The organism is Zoogloea sp. LCSB751 (genome assembly GCF_002028455.1).
Lineage (GTDB): Bacteria > Pseudomonadota > Gammaproteobacteria > Burkholderiales > Rhodocyclaceae > Zoogloea.
In genome coordinates this window covers 239467-264287 of record NZ_MWUM01000004.1, presented here as the reverse complement: position 1 = coordinate 264287, position 24821 = coordinate 239467, and the positions used below count along the sequence as shown (strand labels likewise).

Genomic DNA, 24821 nt, shown 5'->3' with positions numbered 1-24821 from the left:
GATTTGTGACTGTTGACGTAATTGGTCACTGGTACCAGAATGAAAGTCCTGATCATTTCACAAGGGGACTTTCATGCTCCGGCGTCGCATCGCTACAACTACTGCCATTTGCGCATTGCCGTTTGCGTTGGTCGCTTGCGGTGAAACGACGCCAGCCGATCCACGTACCGAAGCGCCCTTGGTGCGTGCCGCAATCGTTCAAGGGGCGACTTCTGCATCACGTTCATTCACGGGAACCGTAGCCGCTCGAGTACAAAGCGACCTCGGATTTCGCGTCTCCGGTAAGGTGCTGGAGCGGCTCGTGGATGCAGGGCAAACCGTCAAGCGCGGCCAGCCCCTGATGCGCATCGATCCCGTCGATCTCAAGCTTGCTGCGCAGGCACAGCAGGAGGCCGTCGCCGCCGCGCGGGCTCGGGCGCAACAGACCGCTGAAGATGAAGCGCGCTACCGCGACCTGCGCGGAACCGGCGCCATCTCTTCTTCGGCCTACGATCAGATCAAGGCCGCAGCAGATGCCGCCAAAGCCCAGCTCAGTGCCGCTGAGGCGCAGGCCGACGTCGCCCGTAATGCGAGCCGCTATGCCGAATTGGTCGCAGACGGCGATGGGGTGGTCGTGGAAACGCTGGTCGAACCGGGCCAGGTCGTCAATGCGGGACAGGTCGTCGTGCGCCTGGCCCACGCCGGACGGCGCGAGGCCGTTATCCAGCTGCCAGAAACGCTTCGTCCTGCCCTTGGCTCGGTCGGACAAGCCAGCCTCTTCAGCAAGGAAGATGTTCGCGTTCCGGCCAGGCTCCGGCAGCTCTCCAACTCGGCGGATCGACTTACGCGCACCTTCGAGGCGCGGTATGTGCTGGATGGCGAACTGTCAAACGCACCGCTGGGCACCACGGTCGTAATCCAGATCCCGGATGGAGATGCCTCAGGACACGACAGTCTGCACGTGCCGATTGGCGCCTTGTTCGACGCGGGCAAAGGGCCGGGGGTGTGGGCCATCAATGGTGAGCCGGCAAAGGTGTCCTGGCGACCGGTCGCTGTTCAGCGCATGGACGACACCGGCGCCTACGTTGCGGGTCAGATCAAGCGGGGAGAACGAATCGTTGCGCTCGGCGCGCATCTGCTACGCGAAGGCGAGCAGGTTCGGGTGGCGGGTCTTGCCGTCGCCACTGCGACTGAAGGAGCGCGTCCGTGAGCGAGGGGCGTTTCAACCTGTCGGCGCTCGCGGTCCGCGAACGCGCCATCACGCTGTTCCTGATCGTCCTGATCTCGGCTGCCGGCATTCTCGCGTTCTTCAAGCTCGGGCGTGCGGAAGACCCGCCATTCACGATCAAGCAGATGACGATCGTCACCGCTTGGCCGGGTGCGACGGCCCAGGAGATGCAGGAACAGATCGCCGAACCGCTGGAAAAGCGCATGCAGGAACTGCGCTGGTATGACCGCACGGAAACCTTCACCCGCCCCGGCCTGGCCTTCACCATGGTCTCGCTGCTCGACAGCGCACCGCCTGCGGAGGTCCAGGAGGAGTTCTACCAGGCCCGCAAGAAGATCAGCGACGAGGCCAAGAAGTTGCCTGCAGGCGTCGTCGGTCCGATGGTTAACGACGAATATGCGGATGTGACCTTTGCGCTCTTCGCCCTCAAGGCCAAGGGCGAAGCGCAGAGACTGCTGGTGCGTGACGCTGAAGCGCTGCGCCAGCGATTACTGCATGTCGCCGGCGTCAAGAAGGTCAACATCATCGGAGAGCAGCCCGAACGCATCTTCGTGTCCTTCTCGCACGACCGCCTGGCGACGCTGGGGGTCGCGCCGCAGGATATCTTCGCCGCGATCAACAGCCAGAATGTGCTGACGCCCGCCGGCTCGATCGAAACCAAGGGGCCGCAGGTCTTCGTGCGCGTCGATGGCGCCTTCGACACGCTGGAGAAGATCCGCCAGACCCCGATCGTTGCGCAGGGTCGCACCTTGAAGCTGTCGGATGTGGCGAGCGTCGAGCGGGGGTATGAAGACCCCGCCACCTTCCTGGTTCGGAACGGCGGCGAGCCGGCGCTGCTGCTCGGCGTCGTGATGCGCGACCACTGGAACGGGCTCGACCTTGGCAAGGCACTGGGGGCAGAAGTTGCCAAGATCAACGCGGAACTCCCACTGGGCATGACACTGACCAAGGTAACGGATCAGGCCGTCAACATCAGCTCGGCGGTGGACGAGTTCATGGTCAAGTTCTTCGTCGCCCTGCTGGTGGTGATGGTCGTGTGTTTCATCAGCATGGGTTGGCACGTCGGGATTGTGGTGGCGGCAGCCGTGCCGCTGACGCTGGCGGCGGTGTTCGTCATCATGGCGGCCACCGGCAAGAACTTCGACCGCATCACGCTCGGCTCGCTGATCCTGGCGCTGGGGCTGCTGGTCGATGACGCAATCATCGCCATCGAAATGATGGTGGTGAAGATGGAAGAAGGCTATGACCGCATCGCGGCCTCGGCCTATGCCTGGAGTCATACGGCGGCGCCCATGCTGTCCGGCACGCTGGTCACGGCCGTTGGCTTCATGCCCAATGGCTTCGCACGCTCCACGGCAGGCGAATACACCAGCAACATGTTCTGGATCGTCGGTATCGCCCTCATCGCCTCCTGGGTGGTGGCGGTGGTGTTTACGCCTTACCTCGGTGTGAAGCTTTTGCCCGAGCTCAAGAAAGTCGAAGGGGGGCACGAGGCGATCTACGACACGCCGCGCTACAACCGCTTCCGTCAGCTACTGGGGCGCGTCATCGCCCGCAAGTGGATCGTTGCCGGCACGGTGATCGGCCTGTTCGTGACGGCCGTGCTGGGTATGGCCGTGGTCAAGAAGCAGTTCTTCCCGACCTCCGACCGGCCGGAGGTGCTGGTCGAGGTACAGATGCCCTACGGCAGCTCGATCGAGCAGACCAGCGCCGCGACGGCGAAGGTCGAAGCCTGGCTGGTCAAGCAGGAGGAAGCCAGGGTCGTCACCGCCTACATCGGTCAAGGCGCACCGCGCTTCTTCCTGGCGATGGCACCTGAGCTGCCCGATCCGTCCTTCGCCAAGATTGTGGTGCTCACCGGCAACGACAAGGAACGGGAAACCCTCAAGTTCAGACTGCGTCAGGTGATAGCCGATGGCTTGGCGCCCGAGGCGCGGGTGCGTCTCACCCAGATCGTGTTCGGGCCTCCTTCGCCGTTCCCGGTGGCTTACCGCGTCATGGGGCCGGATCCGGACAAGTTGCGCGAGATCTCCGCTGAGGTCGAGGCCGTCCTGCACGCCAGCCCGATGATGCGCACCGTTAATACGGACTGGGGCCCGCGTGTTCCCACCCTGCACTTCACCCTCGACCAGGATCGGCTCCAGGCGGTTGGGTTGAGTTCCAGTTCAGTAGCCTTGCAGTTGCAGTTCCTGCTGAGCGGGGCACCGCTGACGGAGGTGCGGGAGGATATTCGTTCGGTACAGGTCGTCGGTCGCTCGGCTGGCGCTGCCCGTCTCGATCCCGCGAAGATCGCAGGCTTCACGCTGGTCGGATCGGCTGGACAACGCATCCCGCTGTCGCAGGTGGGCAAGGTCGAGGTGCGCATGGAAGACCCCATCCTGCGGCGGCGTGACCGCACGCCGACGATCACCGTGCGCGGCGACATCGCCGAAGGCTTGCAGCCGCCGGACGTGTCGACGGCCATGACCAAGGAGCTCCAGCCGGTCATGGACAAGCTGCCGAGCGGCTACCGCATCGTGGAGGCCGGGTCCATCGAAGAGTCGGGCAAGGCTTCGGTCGCCATGCTGCCGATCTTTCCCATCATGCTGGCCGCCACCCTGCTGATCATCATCCTGCAGGTTCGCTCTATCGCCGGAATGGTCATGGTCTTCCTGACCAGTCCGTTGGGACTGATCGGCGTGGTACCGACGCTGCTTCTGTTCCAGCAGCCCTTCGGCATCAATGCGCTGGTTGGCTTGATCGCGCTGTCGGGCATCCTGATGCGCAATACCCTGATCCTGATCGGACAGATTCGTGAAAACGAGCGGGTTGGCCTGGACCCTTTCCGTGCGCTTGTCGAAGCGACCGTGCAGCGTGCGCGTCCGGTGATCCTGACTGCACTGGCAGCAATCCTCGCCTTCATCCCGCTGACCCATTCGGTGTTCTGGGGAACGCTGGCCTACACGCTGATTGGCGGCACTTTTGCCGGGACGATCCTGACGCTCGTGTTCCTGCCGGCCGTGTATTCCATTTGGTTCAAGATCAGGCCCGCTTACTCGCTCCATTGATTGGCGGTTGCCCCTGGCTCACTTTTCAATCCTCTATTGCTGAAAAGGAATCGCCATGTCGAATGTTCAAGTTGTATTGGTTACGGGTGTGTCGTCCGGCATTGGACGCGCCACCGCGGAGAGGTTTGCCAAACGTGGTTGCCGAGTATTCGGTACCGTACGCAAGACCAGCAAAGCAATGCCCATTCCCGGTGTTGTACTCATTGAGATGGATATCCGCGACGATGCATCGGTTCAACACGGAATTCAGACCATCATCACTCATGCCAAGCGGATCGACGTGCTGGTCAATAGCGCAGGCGTGACCCTGCTGGGCGCAACGGAGGAAACGTCGATTGCCGAAGCCCAAACGCTGTTCGACACCAACCTCTTCGGGCTGTTGCGCATGATCAAGGCCGTTCTGCCGCACATGCGCGAGCAGCGCTCCGGCCGCATCGTCAACGTCAGCTCGGTGTTGGGCTTTCTGCCCGCGCCGTACATGGCACTCTATTCGGCCTCCAAGCACGCCGTTGAAGGGCTGTCCGAGACCCTGGATCATGAGGTGCGCCAATTCGGCATCCGCGTGGCGCTTGTCGAACCGTCCTTTACCAAGACCAATCTGGATCTCAATGCGCCCCAGACCGTCTCGAGGATTCCCGACTACAACAAGGAACTCGGCGTCGTCTCCCAGGCAATTCAAAACAATGTCCAAAAGGCGCCCGAGCCCGATGCAGTCGCGGCCACGATCGTCGACGCCGCGTTGGGAGCCTGGAAGATGCGCCATACGCCCAAAGGCGAGGCCTCTCTGCTGGCCAAGTTGCGTCGCTTCATGCCAGCCACACCGGTTGAGAAGGGGCTCCGGAAAACGTTTGGGCTCGCCTGAATCAATCTTGACCTTCCAGCAGTGATTCAAAACCTTGGTTCTGAGGGGGGCAGGCATACAAAATGATCGGAAGAGCCAAATGACTGACTCGGACAGCCAGACGGTTGGGTCCTCGCCTGGGCTCGGGTTGCAACTACGCCGCTCGTGAATTTGGGGTTGTTTCGCAACGCCACATACCGCTACGTCAATCTTGCAACGTTGAGCTTTGGCACCGCGTTCTCGATGATGTTCTTCGCTTTCTTTTTCTACATGAATTCAATCTGGCACTACTCGCTGCCACTGGCTGGCTTGGCGATGGCGCCCGGGCCATTGCTCGTGGTTCCCGTGGCGGCTCTGTCAGGTCGAATGGCAAGTCGGCGTGGCCACCGCCCGCTGCTGGTCGGGGGGTGCCTGATCTACGCAGCCAGCGCCTTGTGGTTTTTACTGGTGCCTGGCACCGAGCCCGCGTATCTGACGCACTGGCTACCGGGCATGCTGTTCAGTGGCATTGGCGTAGGAATGGTGTTGCCTTCGCTATCGGGTGCTGTTGTCAGCCACTTGCCTTCAGACCATTATGCCGTCGGCGGCGCCATCAATCAGGCGATACGCCAAATCGGCTCCGTCATGGGGGTTGCCCTCACTGTGTTACTTCTAGGTAGTCCCCATTTGCAGCGTGCCGATTTCAATCTGCTGGCTGCGGAGAACCTTCAGTTCATAGCCAGTTGGGTTGGACGATCTTTGACGGAGTCGGGAAGTTTTGCGATCACCTTGATCTCGAACTGGAAGCCGGAGAGCCACGTCACACCAATACCCGTCAAGGTCGGGTAGGGTGCGTCGCCCCAGTAATCTGAGAACACTTTCCAGATCGACTCTAGCTGTGAGGCGGGATCGACAATGAATACCGTCACGTCGATCACGTCCTGAAAAGTGCAATCGGCGGCAGACAGAATTGCGTTCAGATTGTCGAACGCGAGCCTCACCTGCGCCTCCAGATCAGGCTCTGGGGAACCGTCAGGCAGACTGCCGACCTGCCCAGAAACGAACAGGAAACCATTGGAGCGGATCGCCGGTGAGTAGCGGTTCTTTTCGTACAGCATCTGGCGTCCAGCGGGAAAAACAACATCACGGACAGACATTGGTCACCTCATTCGATGTATTCATTCGATCTGGTTTAAGGCTGGGCAGGCTCGATGCTGCACGACAACCGCATCCGATCGTCTTTCACTTCATGGCCTCTCTGCCGGTGCTCGGGGGCATGGCGTGATGGAATGATTCTAGGAGGCCAGGTCCTGAGCGATAAACAAGCAGGTCGTACAATCACTGTTTGTAAAAGACAAACAATCCCCGATGTCTCAGGAGCCGCCATGGATCGCTTTGATGCCCTTCAGGCATTTGTGCGCGTAGTAGAAGCCGGCAGCTTTACCAAGGCCGCACAAACACTGCACATGAGCAAAACCACCGTGACGCAGTTGGTGCAGCAATTGGAGGCACGGTTACGCGTCAAGCTTCTGAATCGCACGACGCGCCAGGTCAGGGTCACAACCGAAGGGGCGGCCTACTACGAACGCGTGGTGAGCCTGTTAGCCGATCTCGAAGACGCCGATGCCGGCTTGTCCAATGCACTGTCAGCGCCGAAAGGACGCCTGCGCGTGGATGTCCCGAGCCCGCTCGCGAGCGTGGTTTTGATGCCGGCATTGCCAGCATTCCATGCGCACTATCCCGAAATTCAGATCGATATGGGCGTGAGCGACCGGATGGTGGATGTGATCGGCGACAACGTGGATTGCGTTCTACGCGCAGGAGAACTCGGCGATTCCTCGTTAATGGCACGTCGCGTGGGCGAGCTCAGGTTTGGCGTCTATGCCTCACCCGACTATCTGGCGTCCGCCGGTACGCCTTCGCATCCGCGGGAACTGGAACACATGCCGCACCGTATCGTGGGCTTTTTGGGTGCGAACAGCGGCAAGGTCGCTCCGTTGCCGATGCGAAGGGAAGGTGAAAGCATTGCTGCGCAGGGCCGCTACGCGATTGCGGTCGACGACGGCAACGCCTATCTCGCCGCTGGGCTTGCGGGAATGGGCGTACTTTGGTTGCCGCACTATATGGTGGAGACGCATGTGGCACGCGGCGAACTGGTGCCGCTGTTTGACGATTGGCGCGTCGGTTCAATGCCGCTGTACATCGTTTACCCGCAGAACCGGCACCTCAGCGCCAAGCTGCGGGTCTTCATCGACTGGGTGACTGAGCTTATGGCGCAGCATGCGTCGATTGCGCCAACACAACGTTTTGTCAGTCTGGAAGACTGACTACACCCAGCAACCCGCCGCTCCAACCTTGCCGCGCCGCGCATTGACATCAGGGCGCGGCGGCGTATTCTCAAAAAACACGCGGCCCATTTCGGGTGGGCCATGGCGGGAGATAGAGTCCGGCGGATGTTCGAGGCGCTCCATGGAGCAGACCCTTCGGCCCAGCAGTGGCCGCAACGGCCGGTTCGCGACCCATCTGGAGGAGGAATCGTTCGATGTGGAAATCCCTGCACATTGATCCCAAGAAGTGCACCGGCTGCCTGCAATGCGAGATGGCATGTTCGGTGGAGCACACCGGGGTCATCAATCCTTCCAAGTCGCGCATCAAGGTCTTCAGTTTCGAGACCGAGGGGCGCAAGGTTCCCTACACCTGTACCCAGTGCACCGAGGCCTGGTGCATGAACGCCTGTCCGGTGGATGCGATCCGCCTCGATGCGGCGACGGGCGCCAAGCAGGTCTTCGACGATGTCTGCGTCGGCTGCAAGGTCTGCACCATCGCCTGCCCCTTCGGCACCGTCAATTACAACCAGGACACCGGCAAGGTCCAGAAATGCGACCTGTGCGGCGGCGATCCGGCCTGCGCCACTGCCTGTCCGACCAGCGCGATCACCTACATCGACGCGGACTGGACCGGCCTCGACCGCATGCGGGCGTGGGCGGCCAAGGCCAACACGGCCGTCACGGAATAAGGAGGCGACCATGGGCTGGAACAGGAAAGTGCTGCGTGTCGACCTCACTGCCGGTACCTGCAAGGAAGAGCCGCTCAACATGGAGTGGGCCGACGAATACCTCGGCTCCCGTGGGCTGGCCACCAAGTACCTGGTGTCGGAGATCGATCCGAAGGTGGATCCGCTGTCACCGGACAACAAGATGATCATGTCCACCGGGCCGCTGACCGGCACGATGGCGTCCACCGGCGGCCGCTACACGGTGGTCACCAAGGGGCCGCTGACGGGGGCCGTGGCGTGCTCCAACTCCGGCGGCTTCTTCGGCGCCGAGATGAAGTTCGCCGGCTGGGACATGATCATCTTCGAAGGCCGCTCGCCGAAGCCGGTGTATCTGTACGTCGAGAACGACAAGGCCGAACTGGTCGATGCCGCCGACCTGTGGGGCAAGAGCTGCTGGGAGACCGAGGAGGCGATCAAGCATCATCATCAGGACCCGCTGATCCGCGTGTCGTCCATCGGCCTGGCGGGCGAGAACCAGGTGCTGTTCGCGTGCATCGTCAATGACCTGCACCGGGCGGCGGGGCGCTCCGGCGTCGGCGCGGTGATGGGCTCGAAGAACCTGAAGGCGGTGGCCCTGCGCGGCACCAAGGGCGTGTCCGGCATCAAGGACATGAAGGCCTTCATGAAGATCACCACCGAGAAGAAGAAGATCCTCGCCGACAACGCGGTGACCGGCCAGGGCCTGCCCAAGTACGGCACCCAGGTGCTGATGAACGTGATCAACGAGATCGGCGCACTGCCGACCCGCAACCACAAGGACGTGCAGTTCGAGGACGCGGGCAAGATCTCCGCCGAGGCCATGCACGAGATTCGGCCCACCGACGGCAAGCCGCAGCTGGTCACCAACGCGGCCTGCTTCGGCTGCACCATCGCCTGCGGGCGCATCGCCGAGATCGACAAGGGCCACTTCACGGTGGTGAACAATCCCAAGTACTGGGGCGCGTCCGGCGGCCTGGAGTACGAAGCGGCCTGGGCGCTGGGCGCCGCCAACGGCGTTGGCGATCTGGAGGCGCTGCAGTACGCCAACCTGCTGTGCAACGAGCAGGGCATGGATCCGATCTCCTTCGGCGCCACCATCGGCGCGGTGATGGAGCTCTACGAGATGGGCGTGCTGACCAAGGAGCAGCTTGGCACCGAGGCGCCTTTCGGCTCCGCCGCCGCACTGGCCCGGCTGGCCGAGATGACCGCCCGCGGCGAGGGCTTCGGCAAGGAGATCGGCGAGGGTTCCCGGCGCCTGTGCGCCAGGTACGGCCACCCGGAACTGTCGATGACCGTCAAGGGCCAGGAATTCCCGGCCTACGATGCCCGCGCCATCCAGGGCATGGGCCTGGCCTACGCCACGTCCAACCGCGGCGCCTGCCACCTGCGCGGCTACACGGTGGCGTCGGAAGTGCTGGGTATCCCGGTCAAGACCGATCCGCTCACCACCGAAGGCAAGCCGGAGCTGGTGAAGGCCTTCCAGGATGCGACGGCGGTGTTCGATGCGGCGGGGATCTGCGTGTTCACGTCCTTCGCGTGGACGGTGGCCGACGTGCAGCCGCAGATCGAAGCGGCCTGCGAAGGCGACTGGTCGATGGAGAAGCTCAATGCGATGGGCGAGCGGATCTGGAACATGGAGCGCCTGTTCAACAACGCGGCGGGCCTGACCGGCAAGGACGACAACCTGCCGCCGCGCCTGACTACCGAACCGGCCAAGACCGGTCCGGCCAAGGGCCTGGTGAACGGCCTCGCGACGATGCTGCCTGAGTACTACAAGCTGCGCGGGTGGACGCCGGACGGGGTGCCGACGGCCGAAACCCTGGAGCGCCTGGGGCTTTGAAGAACCGGATGGCGGGCGGTGTCCCGCCATCTCTCTTCATCCTTTCCTGCTTCCCGCGCCGCCGCTGCTTTACGGCACGCGTCGGCGCGGTCCTGATTCGAGGATTTCCCGATGAAACACCTCATCCTGGGCAACGGGCCGGCGGGCGTGGTGGCCGTCGAAGCCCTGCGCCGCGCTGCGCCGCGTGACGAGATCGTGATGGTCGGCTGCGAGAGCGAGCCGTCCTATTCGCGGATGGCGATTCCCTACCTGCTGGAAGGCAACATCGACGAGTCCGGTACCTGGCTGCGCAAGACGCCGGATCATTTCAACAAGCTCGGCGTGCGCCAGCTCAATGCCCGGGCGGTGGCGCTGGATACCGTGCAACAGCGCGTGCTGTTCGCCGACGGCCATTTCGAGAACTACGACCGCCTGCTGGTGGCGACCGGCTCCCACCCGGTGCGCCCGCCGATCCCCGGCGTGGACCTGCCGGAGGTGCAGACCTGCTGGACGCTGGCCGATGCGCGGGCGATCGCTGCCCACGCCACGCCCGGCGCGCGGGTGATCCAGCTCGGTGCCGGCTTCATCGGCTGCATCATCATGGAGGCGCTGGCCAAGCGCGGGGTCGAGCTGACCGTCGTCGAGATGGGCGACCGCATGGTGCCGCGCATGATGACGCCGCAGGCCGGCGGCATGATCAAGCGCTGGGTGCAGCAGCAGGGCGTCCGCGTGCTCACGTCGGCCGGCGTGGAGCGTATCGAACGCTGCGTGAGCGGCGAGGCACCGTTGACGGTCAAACTGACCACCGGCGATCTGCTGCCCTGCGACCTGTTGATCGTCGCGGCCGGCGTGGCGCCCAACATCGCCTTCCTGGATGCGACGCCGGTGCATGTGGCCAAGGGGGTGCTGGTGGATGCGCGCATGGAGACCTCGGTGCCGGGCATCTTTGCGGCCGGCGATGTGGCCGAGGCGCCGGACCTGTTCACCGGCGCCCATCTGGTGTCGGCCATCCAGCCCAACGCGGCCGACCAGGCCCGCGTGGCGGCGATCAACATGGCCGGCGGCAATGCGCGCATGCCGGGCGTGCTGGCGATCAATGTGCTGGACACCCTCGGGCTGATCTCCACGTCTTTCGGGCAGTGGTGGGGCGAGCCGGACGGGCAGGGCGTCGAGCAGGTGGACGAGGCCGCCTACCGCTACCTCAGCCTGCAGTTCAAGGAGGACGTGCTGATCGGCGCCACCTCCATCGGCATGACCCAGCATGTGGGCGCGCTGCGCGGGCTGATCCAGGGCAAGCTCAAGTTGGGGCCGTGGAAGGACGTACTGCTGCAGGCGCCGCAACGTTTCTTCGAGGCCTATCTGGCGGCAACGCAGCCGGATTCGGTGGCCCGACATCACCCGGTGGCCGCCTTCGCATGAGAGTCGTCTTCAAGCTGTTCGCGTCGCTGTCCGACTACCTGCCGGCCGAGCGGCGCGGCAACCGCATCGAGCTCGACGTGCAGCCCGGCACGACGGTCGGCGACCTGATCGCGCGTTACCAGTTGCCGGAGAAGAGCGCGCATCTCGTGCTGGTGAACGGCCATTACATCGCGCCCGCCGGGCGTTCCGAACACGCGCTGCAGGAGGGCGACGAACTCGCCATCTGGCCGCCGATTGCTGGAGGCTGATGCTTGCTGCGGGGGGAGGATGTGTGCGCGCCGGAGGGTTTCGTACGGGAGGTCGGCGCGACATTGGCGGAGTTCGAACGCGGCCTGCGGCTGGCGCTGCCGCATGGCGTCAGCACGCTGGAGCCGGGCCGGCTGCGTGCGGATGACGGCTGCGCGGTGCTGGAGGTGGCGCTCAGCGAGATGCCGGAGCGCTGCATCGGCCTGTTCCGCCTGCCGGTGCTGCATGTGCGCCTGCGCTTCATTGCGGGCGACCGTGCCGCGCGCACGGCGCTGCTGGCCCGCATCGATCTCGCGATGCAGCGCGGCGGCGGCTGAGCCGCCATTTTTTGCATACAAGTTCCGCGCATGAACGGACTCACGCAGGCCTTTTCCGATGCCTTTGCCTTGCTAACCGGTTTCGACCAGCGGGTCGCCGGGATCGTGCTGCTGTCCCTGCGGGTCAGCGGCCTGGCGGTGCTGTTCGGCACGCTGCTCGGCCTGCCGCTGGGGGCTTGCCTGGGCGTCGGGCGCTTTCCCGGCCGGACGGCGCTGGTGGTGATCCTCAACGGCTGCATGGGCCTGCCGTCGGTGGTGGTGGGGGTGGTGGTCTATCTGCTGCTGTCGCGCTCCGGGCCGCTGGGGGAACTGGGCCTGCTGTATTCGCCCACGGCGATGGTCCTTGCCCAGACCCTGCTGGTGGTGCCGCTGATGGCGGCCATCGCCCGGCAGGTCGTCGAGGATGCCTGGCGGGAATACGAGGAGGAGCTGACGGCGATGCGCTTTGGCTGGTTCGACAGCGTGCGCGTGCTGCTCCATGACTGCCGCCATTCCCTGCTGGTGGCGGTGCTGGCCGGCCTGGGCCGGGCCATGTCCGAGGTGGGGGCGGTGATGATCGTCGGCGGCAACATCGACCGCTCCACGCGCACGATGACCACCGCGATTGCGTTGGAAACCAGCAAGGGCGACCTGCCGCTGGCCATCGCGCTGGGGTTGGTGCTGCTGGCGGTGATCCTGCTGCTCAACGGTTTCGCCCACGCGCTGCGCCAGTGGGCGCTGAGGCGCTACGCATGAGGGCGGGCGACGTGGCGAATGCGCCATCCCTGTTTCCGCTGCGTATCCATGAACTGCGCTGGCAGGCCGCCGGGCGCGCGGTGCTCGACGGGCTCAGCATGGAGCTGGGCGGCGAGGGCATCACCATCCTGCTCGGCCCCAACGGGGCGGGCAAGAGCGTGTTGCTGCGTACCTTGTGCGGCCTGCTCGAAGTGGACAGCGGCGAGATTGAATGGGGTGAGTGGGGCGGCGGCACCCGTCCCGAGTTCGGCGTGGCGATGGTCTTCCAGCAGCCGAAGATGCTGCGCGATTCGGTGCTCGCCAACGTGGAGCTGGCATTGCGGCCGCAGCGCGTGCCGGCGGCGGAGCGGCGGCAGCGGGCCCGTGCGGTGCTCGAACGCGTCGGCCTGGCCCATCGCGCCAACGACGGCGCCCGGGGGCTGTCCGGCGGCGAACGTCAGCGCCTGGCGCTGGCGCGGGCCTGGGTGACGCGGCCGCGCCTGCTGCTCCTCGACGAGCCGACCGCCAGCCTCGATCCATCGTCGGTGGAGGCCATCGAGCGCATCGTGCGGGAGATCCGTACCGAGGGCACACGCATCCTGATGACCACCCACAACCTCGGCCAGGCCACCCGGCTGGCCGACGACGTGGTGTTCATGGACGCCGGCCGCGTCTGCGAGCACGCGCCGGTGCAACGTTTCTTCGCCCGTCCGGCCTCCCAGGCCGCGCGGCTCTACATCCAGGGAGAACTACCATGGCGTATGGCGTTTTGAAGTTTCTCAGATCGGCTGTGCTGGGCCTGGCGGCGCTGGCACCGGCGGCCCAGGCCGGCGAAACCATCGTGGTGGCGTCCACCACGTCCACCGAGCAGTCCGGGCTGTTCAATTTCATCCTGCCGATCTTCGAAAAGCACTCCGGCATTGCGGTGAAAGTGGTCGCCCTGGGCACCGGCCAGGCGCTGGACGTGGGGCGGCGTGGTGATGCCGACGTGGTGCTGGTGCATGACCGGCCCGCCGAGGATAAGTTCGTTGCCGATGGTTATGGCGTCGAGCGCAAGGACGTGATGTACAACGATTTCGTGCTGGTCGGCCCGATGGCCGACGCGGCCGGCGTGAAGGGGGCGAAGGATGCGACGGACGCCTTCGCGCGCATCGCCCGCAAGGGCAGCCCGTGGGTGTCCCGCGGCGACCGCAGCGGCACCCACGCGGCGGAGCTGCGCTTCTGGCAATCGGCGGGCGTCGATCCGAAGGGGCAGGGCTGGTACAAGGAGGCCGGCTCCGGCATGGGGCCGACGCTGAACATGGCGGCCGGCATGGGCGCCTACACGCTGGCCGACCGGGGCACGTGGGCCAGCTTCAGGAATCGCCAGGACCTGGCCATCCTGTATGCGGGCGATCCAAAGCTCTACAACCCCTATGGCGTGATGCTGGTGAACCCCGCCAAACATCCGCACATCAAGAAGGCCGCCGGCGAGAGGTTCATCGCCTGGCTCACGTCGGCGGAGGGCCGGCGGGCGATCTCGGCCTACCGCATCGGCAACGAGCAGTTGTTCTACCCCTTGCCGAAATAGTGGGGCTTACTCGGCCTTCGGCTGCGTCAGGATGGCGTGGCCGTGCTCCAGGCGCTCTACCTGGGCCAGCGTCGACACCGGGACACCCAGCGCCTCGATGTGCTCGCGGCCCTGCTTGAAGCGCTTTTCCACCACGAAGCCGGCACCCAGCACCTCGGCACCGGCTTCCCGCACCATGTCGATCAGCGCGGTGGCGGTGCGGCCGTTGGCGAGGAAGTCGTCCACGATCACGATCCGCTGGCCGGGCTTGATGTAGCGCTGGGAGATCACCAGCCGGGTGTGGCCACCCTTGGTCGGCGACGGAATGACCCGCGAGATGGCCGGCGCCTCCACCTGCGGCGAGTACTTCTTGGCATACACCAGCGGCACGCTGAGGGCCTGGGCGACGATCAGCGCCGGCGCGATGCCGCTCGCCTCGGCGGTGAGGATCACGTTGGGCTGGAAGAAGGACAGGCGTCGCGCCAGTTCGTGGGCCAGCTCGAAGATGAAGGCCGGCTCGATGCGGTGGTTCAGGAAGTGGTCGATGCGCAGGATCTGGCCGTTCTCGACGGTGGCTTCCTTTTCGATGCGGCGGACCAGCGGGGCGTAGGGGGCGGTGAGATCGAGATGGGGGCTCATGGTGTGGCTCGTTATGCGTAGCGCCGGCGCCGGATGGCAACCGGCGCTACGAGTGTATCAATTGGACTTTCAACGTTCTGTGGCAGTTTCCGCAAGCCGCTGCAGGCGGCTGCGTACCAGCGCGATATGTTCGCGCAGGGTGTACAGCTCGGTGCTGAAGGCCAGCGGCAGTTTGCGGTGCAGCGCGCGCTGCTCGATGCGGTCGAGGCGCACGATGAAGGCGTCGATGGCGTCCGGGTCGTGGGCGGCGGAGGGCACCTGGTCGAGCTCGTTCTCCAGGTACTTCAGCTCCCCGTACCAGCGGTAGATACGCGAGCGGATACGCCAGTTGTAGATACCCGGCAGCACCTTGGAAAGGGGAATGACGACCGCGACCAGCGGTAGCAGCATCACGATCAGGCGGTCGATCAGTACGGCCAGCCAGAACGGCAGGTAGCGTTGCAGGAAGGGCGGGCCGCTGTCGTAGAAGCGGCGTGCCGATGGGTGCAGCGGCAGCGAATGATCCTGCGGCGTCGGGAAGGCCCCGGCGGCTTGCAGCAGGCCAGGCGTACTGTGGATCTCGCGGGCGTGCTTGAGCAGCAGGGTGACGATGGCTGGATGGATGTCGGCCTTGACCACCAGGTTGGCGGTGGCGGCGAGCAGGTGGATGTCCCTGGCCGGCCGGTCGTTGGCGATGTCGATGGCGCCGCGGGGCAGGGTGACCGTCAGCAGGTGCGGAAAGTGGCGTACGTAGCCTTCCGCCTGGACAAAGTCGAGCAGCTTGATGCCTTCCGTGTGGAGCAGGGCGTCCACCACCGGCGCCTGCGGCGCGCCGACCACGAAGAAGGCCTCCACGTCGCCGCGCTTGAGGGCGTCCACCGCCTCCATGCCGCCGATGGCCACCAGCGTCGGGTCGTGGGTGGCGAAGCCGTTGGCCGACAGCAGCTGCAGCGCGAAGAGCTGGGCACCGCTGCCTTGCACGCCGACGGCGATCTTCTTGCCCTTCAATTGGGTCAGGCGCTGGTAGTCGTCCTTGCCCCGGTGGAAGACCCACACCGGTTCCAGGTACATGCTGCCGAGGGTGGCCAGATCTTCGGATTCCGGCTCGTTGGCGATGCCGCCCTGTACGAAGCCCGCGTCCACGCTGTCGTCGGTCTTGAGGCGCATAAGGTTCTCGACGGCGCCGGTGGACGGCCGCAGCTCGACCTCGATGCCTTCCTGAGCCAGCTTCGCCTTGTAGTGTTCGCCGAAGAACTGGTACGCGCCGCCGACGGCCCCGGTGCTGATGACGATCTTCTTCGGCGGCGCCGGCCGCACGAACTGCCAGGCCAGTGCGAAGGCAGCGATGACCACCGCAATGGCCGGCAGGGCGAGGATGAGGAGGTCGCGACGGCTGCTGGCAGTGCTCAGGCGGCGCATGGGCAACTCCTGTGATGGCGGGTGGATTCAGGGGGCCGAATCTTACGCCTGTCCGGTGGGCTACGGCGGTGGGTATGGCGCTGAAATGCACCGGGAGCGTGCCTGGTTTCGGAATTGTCCCGTTGATGGTGCAACGCCGCATGGGGTGCCATTTCGTGTGTTTCGCTAAGCCCATGATTTTTATAGGGCGGCTGAAGGCGATTTAACTGGCATACATGCTGCTAACTTGGATTCTGTCTTGTATCCAAGTTTGGGTGCTTATCGTGAATGCCAGTCTGCCGCGTGTATTGACCATCGATTACCTGCTCGAGAGCTACCGGAGCGGTCGCTTTCTGCCCGGCGGATTGATCCGGGCGCTGCTGGCACGGATCGCCGCCGCCGACGATCCGGCCATCTGGATCAGCGTCGCATCCCAGGGAGACCTGCGCGAACGGCTGGCGGCAATGGATGCCAGTCTGCTGGCCGACCCGGACGCTGCCCTGGCCCGGCAACCGCTGCTCGGTGTGCCCTTTGCGGTGAAGGACAACATCGACGTGGCCGGCTTCAGGACCACCGCCGCCTGCCGCGAGTTCGCCTACCTGGCGGAGTATTCCGCCGACGCGGTGCGACGCCTCGAAGAGGCCGGTGCCATTGCGCTGGGCAAGACCAACCTCGATCAGTTTGCCACCGGCCTGGTCGGCACCCGTTCGCCCTACGGCACGGTGTGCAATCCCTTCCACCCGGACTACATCTCCGGTGGTTCGAGTTCCGGTTCGGCCGCAGCGACCGCCCTCGGGCACGTGGCTTTCGCGCTTGGCACCGATACGGCCGGGTCGGGCCGGGTGCCGGCGGGCTTCTGCAACCTGGTCGGGCTCAAGCCGACGCCAGGCCTCGTCGGCACCGGCGGCGTGGTGCCGGCCTGCCGCAGCCTGGATTGCGTGTCGATCTTTGCCCACACCGTTGCGGATGCCTGGCAGGTGCTGTCTGTTACTGCGGATGGGGCGGTTCCCGCCCGCGGGCTCAAACCCCGTGGTCTGGTGGTGGGCGTGCCGGTGGGGCTGCAGGGCGAACTCGATGCACGGGCCTGGACGGCCTTCGAGGCTGCACTTGGCGCGGTGCAGTGCCTGCCCGGCGTGAGTCTGAAGGAGGTGGACCTGACGCCCTTCCATGCGGTGGCGACGCTGCTCTACGACGGACCGTGGATCGCAGAACGGCGGGCCGCACTGGGCAGCTTTCTCGACACGCCGCACGCCAGCCTCGATCCGATCGTGGCCTCGATCATCGGCCGCGCCGACACCCAGTCCGCCGCCGACGCCTTTCGCGGACGCTATCGGCTGGACGAGCTGGCGCCTGCCTGCCACCGGGTCTTCGAGCAGGTGGACGTGCTGCTGGTGCCAACCGCACCGACCCACTTCACGCGGCGCGAGATCGCTCAGCAGCCCATCGAGCGCAATGCCTGGCTGGGGCGCTACACCAATTTCGTCAATCTCCTCGGCCTGTCGGCGCTGGCCATGCCGGGGCCGTTCCGCGGCGACGGCCTGCCGGCGGGTGTGACCCTGATCGGGCCGTCCGGCGCCGATCATCTGCTGGCGGAAACTGCGCGTTGCTGGGAGCGCGTCCTGCATCGGCGGCTCGGCCTGACCGTCGCGGAGCCGCCGCGCCGTGAACAGCCCTTGCCGGCCCTGCCGCCGCGGGAGGCCACCGTGCAGGTGGCCGTGGTCGGCGCTCATCTGAGCGGTCTGCCGCTCAACTGGCAGCTCCTCGAACGGGCCGCCCGCCTGGTGGAAACGACGCGCACCGCGCCGCTCTACCGTCTGCACGCGCTGCCCGGCACCGTGCCGCCCAAGCCCGGGCTCGAACGGGTGAGCGGGGCGGGGCACGCCATCGAAGTGGAGGTGTGGGAGATGCCGCTGCGTCTGTTCGGCAGCTTCGTCGCCGAGATTCCGCCGCCGCTGGGCATCGGCACGCTGATCCTCGCCGACGGCCGGCAGGTGAAGGGCTTCATCTGCGAGGGCGTGGCCCTGACCGGCGCCCAGGATATTTCCGCCAGCGGTGGCTGGCGCACGCATCTACACGCGGCGGCGCGTCTTGCCGACCCGACCTTGTCCTGAACCCCCCAACGAAAGAGAGAACAACCATGGCTCAAACCCGTTTCTCCGCCGGCCGCCGCGACATCCTCCGCATTCTCGGTACCGGCGCCGCCGCCAGCGCCTTGCCCTTCGGCATCGGTCTGGCCGGCGCGGCCGACAAGCTGGTGGTCGGCGTGATCTATGTCGGCCCGCGGGACGACTTCGGCTACAACCAGGCCCAGGCCCAGGCGGTCGCAGCCCTCAAGAAGATGCCCGGCGTGAAGGTGGTGGAGGAAGAGAAGGTGCCGGAGACGGTGGCCGTGCAGAAGACCATGGAGGCGATGATCAACCAGGACAAGGCCTCCCTGATCTTCGCCACCTCCTTCGGTTACTTCGATCCCCATGTGCTGAAGATGGCCGAGAAATACCCGAACGTGCGCTTCGCCCACTGCGGCGGGCTGTGGACCGCGGGCAAGCACCCGAAGAACGTCGGCAGCTTCTTCGGTTACATCGACGAGTGCCAGTACCTCGACGGCATCGCCGCGGCCTCGGCGAGCAAGAGCAAGAAACTCGGTTTCATCGCCGCCAAGCCGATTCCGCAGGTGTTGCGCAACATCAACGCCTTCCTGCTCGGTGCGCGTTCGGTGGACCCGAAGGCGACGGTGAAAGTGATCTTCACTGGCGACTGGTCGCTGCCGGTCAAGGAGGCCGAGGCCGCCAACAGCCTCATCGACCAGGGCGTGGATGTGCTGACCTGTCACGTGGATAGCCCCAAGGTCATCGTCGAGACCGCCGAGCGCCGCGGCGTGTACAGCTGTGGCTACCACGCCAGCCAGGCCCGCCTGGCACCCAAGGGCTACCTGACCGGCGCCGAGTGGGACTGGCAGACACCGTATACGCAGATCGTCAAGGCGACCCTCGACGGCAAGCCGATGGTCAATTTCCTGCGCGGCGGGCTGAAGGACGGCTTCGTCAAGCCATCGCCCTTCGGGCCGGCGGTGTCGGCCGAAGCGAAGAAGAAGTCCGAGGCGGTCAAGGCGGCGATGCTGAAGGGTGATTTCCCGATCTTCAAGGGGCCGCTGGTGGATAACACCGGCAAGACAGTGATTGCCGCCGGCAAGGTGCTCGGCCAGCAGGACCCTTTGCTGGAGAGCATGAACTACCTGGTCGACGGCGTGATAGGGCAGGTCTGAGCCATGGAGGCCGCCATGAACCGGGTCATGCACGCCGTTGCGCCGCTGGCGCCCTTTACTGCCGCGGCGTTGGCAGCCGCACTGCTGTTCGCGGCCTTCCTGGCGGCCCAGGGCTTCGAGGCGCCGGAGGCGCTGGGGCTGGTGGTGGAGGGCGCCTTCGGTTCGGCCTTCGCGTGGCAGAACACCCTGGCGCGCGCCGCGCCGCTGATGCTAACCGCGCTCTGTGTGGCCCTGCCGGCCCGCGCCGGGCTGGTGATCATCGGCGGGGAAGGGGCGTTGGCGCTGGGCGCGCTTGCCGCGGCGATGGTGCCGTCCCTGACCGCCGGCTGGCCGGCCCTGCCGGTGCAGCTGCTGATGGCGCTGGCGGGCTTCGTGGCCGGTGGGGCGTGGATCGCAGCGTCGGCCTGGCTGCGCCACGTGCGGGGCATCAACGAGACCATCTCCAGCCTGCTGCTCTCCTACATCGGCATCGCGTTGTTCAATTTTCTGGTCGAAGGCGTCTTGCGCGATCCGGCCAGCCTCAACAAGCCTTCGACGCCGCCGCTGCCCGAGGCGGTGCTGATCGGTCTGCTGCCGGGCCTGGAAGTGCATTGGGGCCTGGTGTGGGGCGTGCTGGCCTGCACGGCGGCGTGGTTCCTGTTGCGGCGTACGGTGTTCGGCTTCTCGGTCGGCGTCGTCGGCGGCAATCCGCGGGTGGCGCTGATGGCCGGCCTGCCGGTCGGTACGCTGCTGATCGCGGCCTGCTTCCTCGGCGGCGGCGCGGCCGGCGTGGCGGGGATGCTCGAAGTGGCTGCGGTGCATGGCAGCGCCAACGCCTCGCTGCTGGCGGGTTACGGCTACGCCGGCATCCTGGTGTCCTTCGCCGCCCGCCACAACCCGCTGGGCATCGTCGCCGGGGCCATCCTGGTGGGTGGCATCGGGGCGTCCGGCAGCCTGCTGCAGCGGCGCCTGGATCTGCCCGACGCCGCCGTGCTGGTGTTGCAGGGCGCGCTGTTCGTGGCGCTGCTGGCTTTCGAAACTCTCAACCGGAAAGGAGTCCGCCGTGTCTGAAACCACTGACGGTCTGGCCTTCGGCAGTCTTGCGCTGGCCCTGCTGGGCGGCGCCCTGCGGGTCAGCACGCCCTTCCTGTTCGTCAGCCTCGGGGAATGCATCACCGAGAAATCCGGGCGCATCAACCTGGGCCTGGAGGGCACGCTGGTGCTGGGTGCGATGGGTGGCTACGGCGTTTCGCTGCTCACCGGCTCGCCGTGGCTGGGCGTGCTGGCCGCCGGGCTGTGCGGGGTGCTGATGGGGCTGTTGCACGGTGGCCTGTGTTCACTGCCCAAGGTGAATGACATCGCCGTCGGCATCGCGCTGATGCTGTTTGGCACTGGGCTGGCCTTCTTCCTCGGCAAGCCGCTGATCCAGCCCCAGGCGCCGATGCTGCCGTCCGTGGAACTGGGGGCGTGGAGCGACGATGAACAGATCCGCTCGGCACTGCGCATCAACGTGCTGCTGCCCGTCGGGCTGGCGCTGGCGGGCCTGCTGCACTGGGCCTTCCGGGCGAGCCGCTGGGGGCTGGCGCTACGCCTGGTCGGTGACAACGCGGCGGCGGCGCGGGCGCTGGGCTACCCGGTGGTGCCGATCCGTATCGGGGCGACGGCGGCCGGCGGTTTCCTGGCCGGCGTCGGCGGTGCCTTTCTGTCCCTCTATTACCCGGGCAGCTGGAACGAAGGCCTGTCCAGCGGGCAGGGGCTGATGGCGGTGGCGCTGGTTATCTTCGCCCGCTGGAATCCGCTGCGCTGTGCGCTGGCGGCACTGCTGTTCGGCGCTGCCGGTGCCCTCGGCCCCGCCTTGCAGTCGCAGGGCATCACGGCCGGCTACTACCTCTTCAACGCGGCGCCCTATGTGCTGACCCTGGCCCTGATGGCGGCCAGCTGGACGCCGGGGCAGACCCTGGCCGGCGCGCCCGGCGAGCTGTCCTTCACCCAGCGCTGAATCCATGACAACCCTGGCAGGAGCTTCAAGCATGACCGCTTTCCACCTCGAAGCCGATCCCTATCCTTGGCCCTGGAACGGCGACCTGACGCCGGCCAACACCGCGCTGATCATCATCGACATGCAGACCGACTTCTGCGGCGTCGGCGGCTACGTGGACAAGATGGGTTACGACCTGTCCCTGACCCGCGCGCCGATCGAGCCGATCAAGGCGGTGCTGGCGCGTCTGCGCAGCCTGGGCTTCTTCATCATCCATACCCGCGAGGGGCACCGTCCGGATCTGGCCGACCTGCCGCCCAACAAGCGCTGGCGCTCCCGGCGCATCGGCGCCGGCATCGGCGACGCCGGGCCCTGCGGGCGCATCCTGGTACGCGGCGAGCCGGGCTGGGAGATCATTCCCGAGCTGGCGCCGCTGCCCGGCGAGGTGGTCATCGACAAACCGGGCAAGGGCTCGTTCTACGCCACCGACCTGGAGCTGATCCTGCGCACGCGGGGTATCCGCAACATCATCCTGACCGGCATCACCACCGACGTGTGCGTGCACACCACCATGCGCGACGCCAACGACATGGGCTTCGAGTGCCTGCTGCTGGAGGACTGCTGCGGCGCCACCGACCATGGCAACCACCTGGCGGCGCTCAAGATGATCAAGATGCAGGGCGGAGTGTTCGGCGCGGTGGCCGATTCCAGCACCTTGCTGGCGGCGCTGGAGTAGGGCCATGGACGCGCTCACCCATACGCTGCTGGCAGCCGATGTGCAGGACCGCGGTGCGGCCGTCGAGGCCTACCGGGTCACCAAGCGCTTCGGCGCGCTGACGGCCCTCGACGAGGTGTCCCTCAAGGTGGAGGCCGGCAGCTTCCACTGCTTGCTCGGCGAGAACGGCGCCGGCAAGAGCACGCTGGTGAAATGCCTGGTCGGCTACCACCCGCCGGAGGAGGGCAGTTTCCTGGTGGATGGCCGTGAGCAGGCCATCCGCAGCCCGCGGGACGCCCAGCGCCTGCGCATCGGCATGGTCTACCAGCACTTCACGCTGGCGCCGGGCATGACGGTGGCCGAGAACCTGCTGCTGGCCCGCGGCGATCTGCCATTGCGTATCGACTGGCGGCGGGAGAAGGCAGCGCTGGCGGCCTTTCTGGCCAGCACGCCGTTCCGCCTCGACCTTAACGCGCGGGTGGCCGACCTGGCCGCCGGCGAGAAGCAGAAGCTGGAGATCCTCAAGCAGCTCTACCTGGGCCAGCGCCTGCTGATCCTCGACGAGCCGACCTCGGTGTTGACCCCAGCCGAGGCCGACGAGGTGCTCGGTCTGCTGCACGGCATGACGCGGGACGGCCGCCTGACGGTGATGATGATCACCCACAAGTTCCGCGAGGTGAGCGCCTACGGCGACAGCGTCACGGTGCTGCGGCGCGGCAAGCTGGCGGGGAGCGGCAAGGTCGGGGAGCTGACGACCCAGGACATGGCCGAGATGATGGTCGGCAGCGCGGTTTTCGTTGCCACTGCGCCGCGGCGGCGGGCCGCCGATCCGGAGCGCAAGACGGGAGAAATCCGCCTGGCGGTGGACCGCCTGTGCGCCGACAACGATCGAGGCATGCCGGCGGTGCGCGAACTGGACCTGGTGGTGCGCGCCGGCGAGATCGTCGGCATCGCCGGGGTGGCCGGCAACGGGCAGAAGGAGCTGATCGAGGTGCTGCTCGGCCAGCGCAGCGCGCGCGGCGGGGCGCTGCGGGTGGATGGCGAAACCTACGGCGCGACGCGGGCCGAGCTGCGCCGCCACGGTGTCTTCAGCCTGCCCGAGGAGCCCCTGCGCAATGCCTGCGTTCCCACCATGAGCGTGGCGGAGAACATGGGGTTGCGGGATTTCGACATCGCGCCGTTCTCCGGCGGCTGGCTCAGCCTGCGCTTCCTGCGCCGCGGCGCGCTGACGCGCCGGGCGAAGGAATGGATCGAGGCCTTCGGCGTGCGTCCACCGGACCCGTCGGCGGCCATCGAGAACCTGTCCGGCGGCAACGTCCAGCGGGCCGTGCTGGCCCGCGAGCTGTCCGGCGCGGTGCGCCTGCTGATCGTCGCCAACCCGGTGTTCGGGCTGGACTTCGCCGCCACCGAGGCGATCCACCGCCGGCTCGATCAGGCCCGCAACGACGGCGCGGCGATCCTGCTGGTCAGCGAAGATCTGGACGAGCTGCTGGAACTGTCCGACCGCATCCTGGTGATGTCGGAAGGGCGCATCGCCCACCAGGTGCTGGCCGGTTACGTGGATGTGGCGGAGATCGGCCGCCACATGGCGGGCGGCGCCGGGCATGGAACGGGCCATTGAGGAGATGAGCGCCATGATCCATATCGACGCACAGCCTTACGGTTTCACCTTCCTGCCGGCCAGCACGGCGCTGATCGTCATCGACATGCAGCGCGACTTCATCGAGCCGGGCGGCTTCGGCGAAAGCCTGGGCAACGACGTGTCGCGGCTGGCCGCGATCGTTCCGACGGTGGCCGCGTTGCTCGATACCTGCCGCCGCCACGGCATCGCCGTGATCCATACCCGCGAAGCGCACCGGCCCGACCTTTCCGACTGTCCGCCGGCCAAGCGGGGGCGGGGCGACGCAGCGCTGCGCATCGGCGACACGGGGCCCATGGGGCGCATCCTGGTGGCCGGCGAGCCGGGCAACGACATCCTTCCGGCCGTTGCACCGCTGCCCGGCGAGATCGTCATCGACAAGCCAGGGAAGGGCGCCTTCTACGCGACCGCGCTGGGCGAGATCCTGCGACTTAAAGGGATCACCCACTTGCTGTTCGCCGGCGTGACCACCGAGGTCTGCGTGCAGACGACGATGCGCGAGGCCAACGACCGGGGCTACGACTGCCTGCTGGTCGAGGACGCCACCGCGAGCTACTTTCCAGCCTTCAAGGCCGCCGCCATCGACATGATCGTCGCCCAGGGCGGCATCGTCGGCTGGAGCGCCCCGCTGGCCGCGCTGACGGCCGCCCTCGAACCCTCGAAAGCGAATCCATGAGCGCGCCCGCCATCAATCTTCCCCATGTGCTCGCCGAACTGGGCGCTGTCTTCGAGCGTTACGAAGCCGCGCTGATCGCCAACGACGTGGCAGTGCTCAACGCCCTTTTCTGGGACAATCCGCTCACGGTGCGCTTCGGCATCGCCGAGATCCACTACGGCGCCGACGCCATCCGCAAGTACCGGGAGCACTTCGTTTCCCCCGCCAACATGCCGCGACAACTGCGCAACCTGGTGATCACCACCTTCGACGAGAACTTCGCCACCGCCGACGTGGAATTCCTGCGCGACGGCGATCCGGTCGGCCGCCAGAGCCAGACCTGGGTGCGCTTCCCGGAAGGCTGGCGGGTCGTCTCGGCCCACGTGAGCATGCTGACCTGAGCCC

23 protein-coding genes and 1 pseudogene are annotated in these 24821 nt (G+C 66.1%); 21 read left to right on the top strand and 3 right to left on the bottom strand.

What is annotated here, in order from left to right; genetic code table 11:
• Positions 1–73 precede the first annotated feature (73 nt).
• The 4 genes and pseudogenes from B4920_RS07020 to B4920_RS30905 all read left to right on the top strand — a co-directional run.
• On the top strand, positions 74–1189 hold the full coding sequence (locus B4920_RS07020; protein WP_079433900.1) for an efflux RND transporter periplasmic adaptor subunit: 1116 nt from the start codon (positions 74–76) through the stop codon (positions 1187–1189).
• A complete protein-coding gene (locus tag B4920_RS07015) occupies positions 1186–4254 on the top strand; it encodes an efflux RND transporter permease subunit (RefSeq protein WP_079433899.1) in 3069 nt (1022 codons plus the stop codon). Before B4920_RS07020 ends, B4920_RS07015 begins: the two co-directional genes overlap by 4 nt.
• A 55-nt stretch (positions 4255–4309) precedes the next feature.
• Complete coding sequence (locus B4920_RS07010) at positions 4310–5116, top strand: oxidoreductase (RefSeq protein ID WP_079433898.1); 807 nt, start codon at positions 4310–4312, stop codon at positions 5114–5116.
• Positions 5117–5260: 144 nt separating this feature from the next.
• A pseudogene (locus B4920_RS30905) lies at positions 5261–5713 on the top strand (MFS transporter); the annotation flags it as partial.
• Between the two features lie 89 nt (positions 5714–5802).
• Here B4920_RS30905 and B4920_RS29885 read toward each other — a convergent pair.
• Positions 5803–6231 (bottom strand): RidA family protein, encoded by a 429-nt coding sequence (locus B4920_RS29885; protein ID WP_079433897.1) that lies wholly within the window; start codon positions 6229–6231, stop codon positions 5803–5805.
• 228 nt (positions 6232–6459) lie between these two features.
• On the opposite strand from B4920_RS29885, the gene B4920_RS06995 reads away from it, so the two are divergent.
• The 9 genes from B4920_RS06995 to B4920_RS06955 all read left to right on the top strand — a co-directional run bounded on the left by B4920_RS06995 (position 6460) and on the right by B4920_RS06955 (position 14193).
• Positions 6460–7401 carry a LysR family transcriptional regulator gene (locus B4920_RS06995; RefSeq protein ID WP_079433896.1) on the top strand — a complete coding sequence of 314 codons (942 nt, stop codon included), beginning with the start codon at positions 6460–6462 and terminating at the stop codon, positions 7399–7401.
• A 215-nt stretch (positions 7402–7616) separates the two neighbouring features.
• Positions 7617–8090: a 4Fe-4S dicluster domain-containing protein gene (locus tag B4920_RS06990; RefSeq protein ID WP_079433895.1), complete on the top strand. Its 474-nt coding sequence runs from the start codon at positions 7617–7619 to the stop codon at positions 8088–8090.
• 10 nt (positions 8091–8100) lie between these two features.
• Positions 8101–9948 carry an aldehyde ferredoxin oxidoreductase family protein gene (locus B4920_RS06985; protein ID WP_079433894.1) on the top strand — a complete coding sequence of 616 codons (1848 nt, stop codon included), beginning with the start codon at positions 8101–8103 and terminating at the stop codon, positions 9946–9948.
• Positions 9949–10059: 111 nt separating this feature from the next.
• Positions 10060–11346 carry an NAD(P)/FAD-dependent oxidoreductase gene (locus B4920_RS06980; protein WP_079433893.1) on the top strand — a complete coding sequence of 429 codons (1287 nt, stop codon included), beginning with the start codon at positions 10060–10062 and terminating at the stop codon, positions 11344–11346.
• A complete protein-coding gene (locus B4920_RS06975) occupies positions 11343–11594 on the top strand; it encodes a MoaD/ThiS family protein (RefSeq protein ID WP_079433892.1) in 252 nt (83 codons plus the stop codon). Before B4920_RS06980 ends, B4920_RS06975 begins: the two co-directional genes overlap by 4 nt.
• Before the next feature lie 3 nt (positions 11595–11597).
• Complete coding sequence (locus B4920_RS06970; protein WP_254050858.1) at positions 11598–11909, top strand: hypothetical protein; 312 nt, start codon at positions 11598–11600, stop codon at positions 11907–11909.
• Between the two features lie 30 nt (positions 11910–11939).
• The gene (locus tag B4920_RS06965) at positions 11940–12644 is read left to right on the top strand and encodes an ABC transporter permease (protein ID WP_079433891.1); all 705 of its coding nucleotides are present in this window, start codon (positions 11940–11942) and stop codon (positions 12642–12644) included.
• Positions 12641–13396, top strand: a complete 756-nt coding sequence (locus B4920_RS06960) for a phosphate ABC transporter ATP-binding protein (RefSeq protein ID WP_079433890.1) — start codon at positions 12641–12643, stop codon at positions 13394–13396. Before B4920_RS06965 ends, B4920_RS06960 begins: the two co-directional genes overlap by 4 nt.
• Positions 13378–14193, top strand: a complete 816-nt coding sequence (locus tag B4920_RS06955; RefSeq protein ID WP_079433889.1) for a substrate-binding domain-containing protein — start codon at positions 13378–13380, stop codon at positions 14191–14193. The genes B4920_RS06960 and B4920_RS06955 overlap by 19 nt, the downstream gene beginning before the upstream one ends.
• 6 nt (positions 14194–14199) lie before the next feature.
• Here the strand turns inward: B4920_RS06955 and xpt are convergent, their stop codons facing one another.
• Entirely contained in the window at positions 14200–14811 is a 612-nt protein-coding gene (gene xpt / locus B4920_RS06950) for a xanthine phosphoribosyltransferase (protein WP_079433888.1), read from the bottom strand.
• Positions 14812–14880: 69 nt separating this feature from the next.
• A complete protein-coding gene (locus tag B4920_RS06945) occupies positions 14881–16209 on the bottom strand; it encodes a TAXI family TRAP transporter solute-binding subunit (RefSeq protein ID WP_079433887.1) in 1329 nt (442 codons plus the stop codon).
• A gap of 263 nt (positions 16210–16472) precedes the next feature.
• On the opposite strand from B4920_RS06945, the gene atzF reads away from it, so the two are divergent.
• From atzF to hpxZ, 8 genes are read left to right on the top strand one after another with little or no spacing between them, the layout of a single operon-like run.
• A complete protein-coding gene (gene atzF / locus B4920_RS06940) occupies positions 16473–18299 on the top strand; it encodes an allophanate hydrolase (RefSeq protein ID WP_254050857.1) in 1827 nt (608 codons plus the stop codon).
• A 26-nt stretch (positions 18300–18325) separates the two neighbouring features.
• The gene (locus B4920_RS06935; RefSeq protein WP_079433885.1) at positions 18326–19450 is read left to right on the top strand and encodes a BMP family ABC transporter substrate-binding protein; all 1125 of its coding nucleotides are present in this window, start codon (positions 18326–18328) and stop codon (positions 19448–19450) included.
• Between the two features lie 15 nt (positions 19451–19465).
• Positions 19466–20500, top strand: a complete 1035-nt coding sequence (locus tag B4920_RS06930) for an ABC transporter permease (RefSeq protein ID WP_216819777.1) — start codon at positions 19466–19468, stop codon at positions 20498–20500.
• Positions 20493–21428, top strand: a complete 936-nt coding sequence (locus B4920_RS06925; RefSeq protein WP_079433883.1) for an ABC transporter permease — start codon at positions 20493–20495, stop codon at positions 21426–21428. The genes B4920_RS06930 and B4920_RS06925 overlap by 8 nt, the downstream gene beginning before the upstream one ends.
• Before the next feature lie 31 nt (positions 21429–21459).
• Positions 21460–22143 (top strand): cysteine hydrolase family protein, encoded by a 684-nt coding sequence (locus B4920_RS06920; protein ID WP_079433882.1) that lies wholly within the window; start codon positions 21460–21462, stop codon positions 22141–22143.
• 4 nt (positions 22144–22147) lie between these two features.
• The gene (locus B4920_RS06915; RefSeq protein WP_079433881.1) at positions 22148–23743 is read left to right on the top strand and encodes an ABC transporter ATP-binding protein; all 1596 of its coding nucleotides are present in this window, start codon (positions 22148–22150) and stop codon (positions 23741–23743) included.
• Positions 23727–24437 carry a cysteine hydrolase family protein gene (locus tag B4920_RS06910; RefSeq protein WP_216819776.1) on the top strand — a complete coding sequence of 237 codons (711 nt, stop codon included), beginning with the start codon at positions 23727–23729 and terminating at the stop codon, positions 24435–24437. The genes B4920_RS06915 and B4920_RS06910 overlap by 17 nt, the downstream gene beginning before the upstream one ends.
• Positions 24434–24817, top strand: a complete 384-nt coding sequence (gene hpxZ / locus B4920_RS06905; protein ID WP_079433880.1) for an oxalurate catabolism protein HpxZ — start codon at positions 24434–24436, stop codon at positions 24815–24817. Before B4920_RS06910 ends, hpxZ begins: the two co-directional genes overlap by 4 nt.
• Positions 24818–24821: the final 4 nt, after the last annotated feature.

Bases quoted from the DNA above. Each gene is read 5' to 3' on its own strand.
- B4920_RS07020 (WP_079433900.1), top strand. From the start codon at position 74: ATGCTCCGGCGTCGCATCGCTACAACTACTGCCATTTGCGCATTGCCG.
- B4920_RS07010 (WP_079433898.1), top strand. From the start codon at position 4,310: ATGTCGAATGTTCAAGTTGTATTGGTTACGGGTGTGTCGTCCGGCATT.
- B4920_RS29885 (WP_079433897.1), bottom strand. From the start codon at position 6,231: ATGTCTGTCCGTGATGTTGTTTTTCCCGCTGGACGCCAGATGCTGTAC.
- B4920_RS06995 (WP_079433896.1), top strand. From the start codon at position 6,460: ATGGATCGCTTTGATGCCCTTCAGGCATTTGTGCGCGTAGTAGAAGCC.
- B4920_RS06990 (WP_079433895.1), top strand. From the start codon at position 7,617: ATGTGGAAATCCCTGCACATTGATCCCAAGAAGTGCACCGGCTGCCTG.
- B4920_RS06985 (WP_079433894.1), top strand. From the start codon at position 8,101: ATGGGCTGGAACAGGAAAGTGCTGCGTGTCGACCTCACTGCCGGTACC.
- B4920_RS06980 (WP_079433893.1), top strand. From the start codon at position 10,060: ATGAAACACCTCATCCTGGGCAACGGGCCGGCGGGCGTGGTGGCCGTC.
- B4920_RS06975 (WP_079433892.1), top strand. From the start codon at position 11,343: ATGAGAGTCGTCTTCAAGCTGTTCGCGTCGCTGTCCGACTACCTGCCG.
- B4920_RS06965 (WP_079433891.1), top strand. From the start codon at position 11,940: ATGAACGGACTCACGCAGGCCTTTTCCGATGCCTTTGCCTTGCTAACC.
- B4920_RS06960 (WP_079433890.1), top strand. From the start codon at position 12,641: ATGAGGGCGGGCGACGTGGCGAATGCGCCATCCCTGTTTCCGCTGCGT.
- B4920_RS06955 (WP_079433889.1), top strand. From the start codon at position 13,378: ATGGCGTATGGCGTTTTGAAGTTTCTCAGATCGGCTGTGCTGGGCCTG.
- xpt (WP_079433888.1), bottom strand. From the start codon at position 14,811: ATGAGCCCCCATCTCGATCTCACCGCCCCCTACGCCCCGCTGGTCCGC.
- B4920_RS06945 (WP_079433887.1), bottom strand. From the start codon at position 16,209: ATGCGCCGCCTGAGCACTGCCAGCAGCCGTCGCGACCTCCTCATCCTC.
- B4920_RS06935 (WP_079433885.1), top strand. From the start codon at position 18,326: ATGGCTCAAACCCGTTTCTCCGCCGGCCGCCGCGACATCCTCCGCATT.
- B4920_RS06930 (WP_216819777.1), top strand. From the start codon at position 19,466: ATGAACCGGGTCATGCACGCCGTTGCGCCGCTGGCGCCCTTTACTGCC.
- B4920_RS06920 (WP_079433882.1), top strand. From the start codon at position 21,460: ATGACCGCTTTCCACCTCGAAGCCGATCCCTATCCTTGGCCCTGGAAC.
- B4920_RS06915 (WP_079433881.1), top strand. From the start codon at position 22,148: ATGGACGCGCTCACCCATACGCTGCTGGCAGCCGATGTGCAGGACCGC.
- B4920_RS06910 (WP_216819776.1), top strand. From the start codon at position 23,727: ATGGAACGGGCCATTGAGGAGATGAGCGCCATGATCCATATCGACGCA.
- hpxZ (WP_079433880.1), top strand. From the start codon at position 24,434: ATGAGCGCGCCCGCCATCAATCTTCCCCATGTGCTCGCCGAACTGGGC.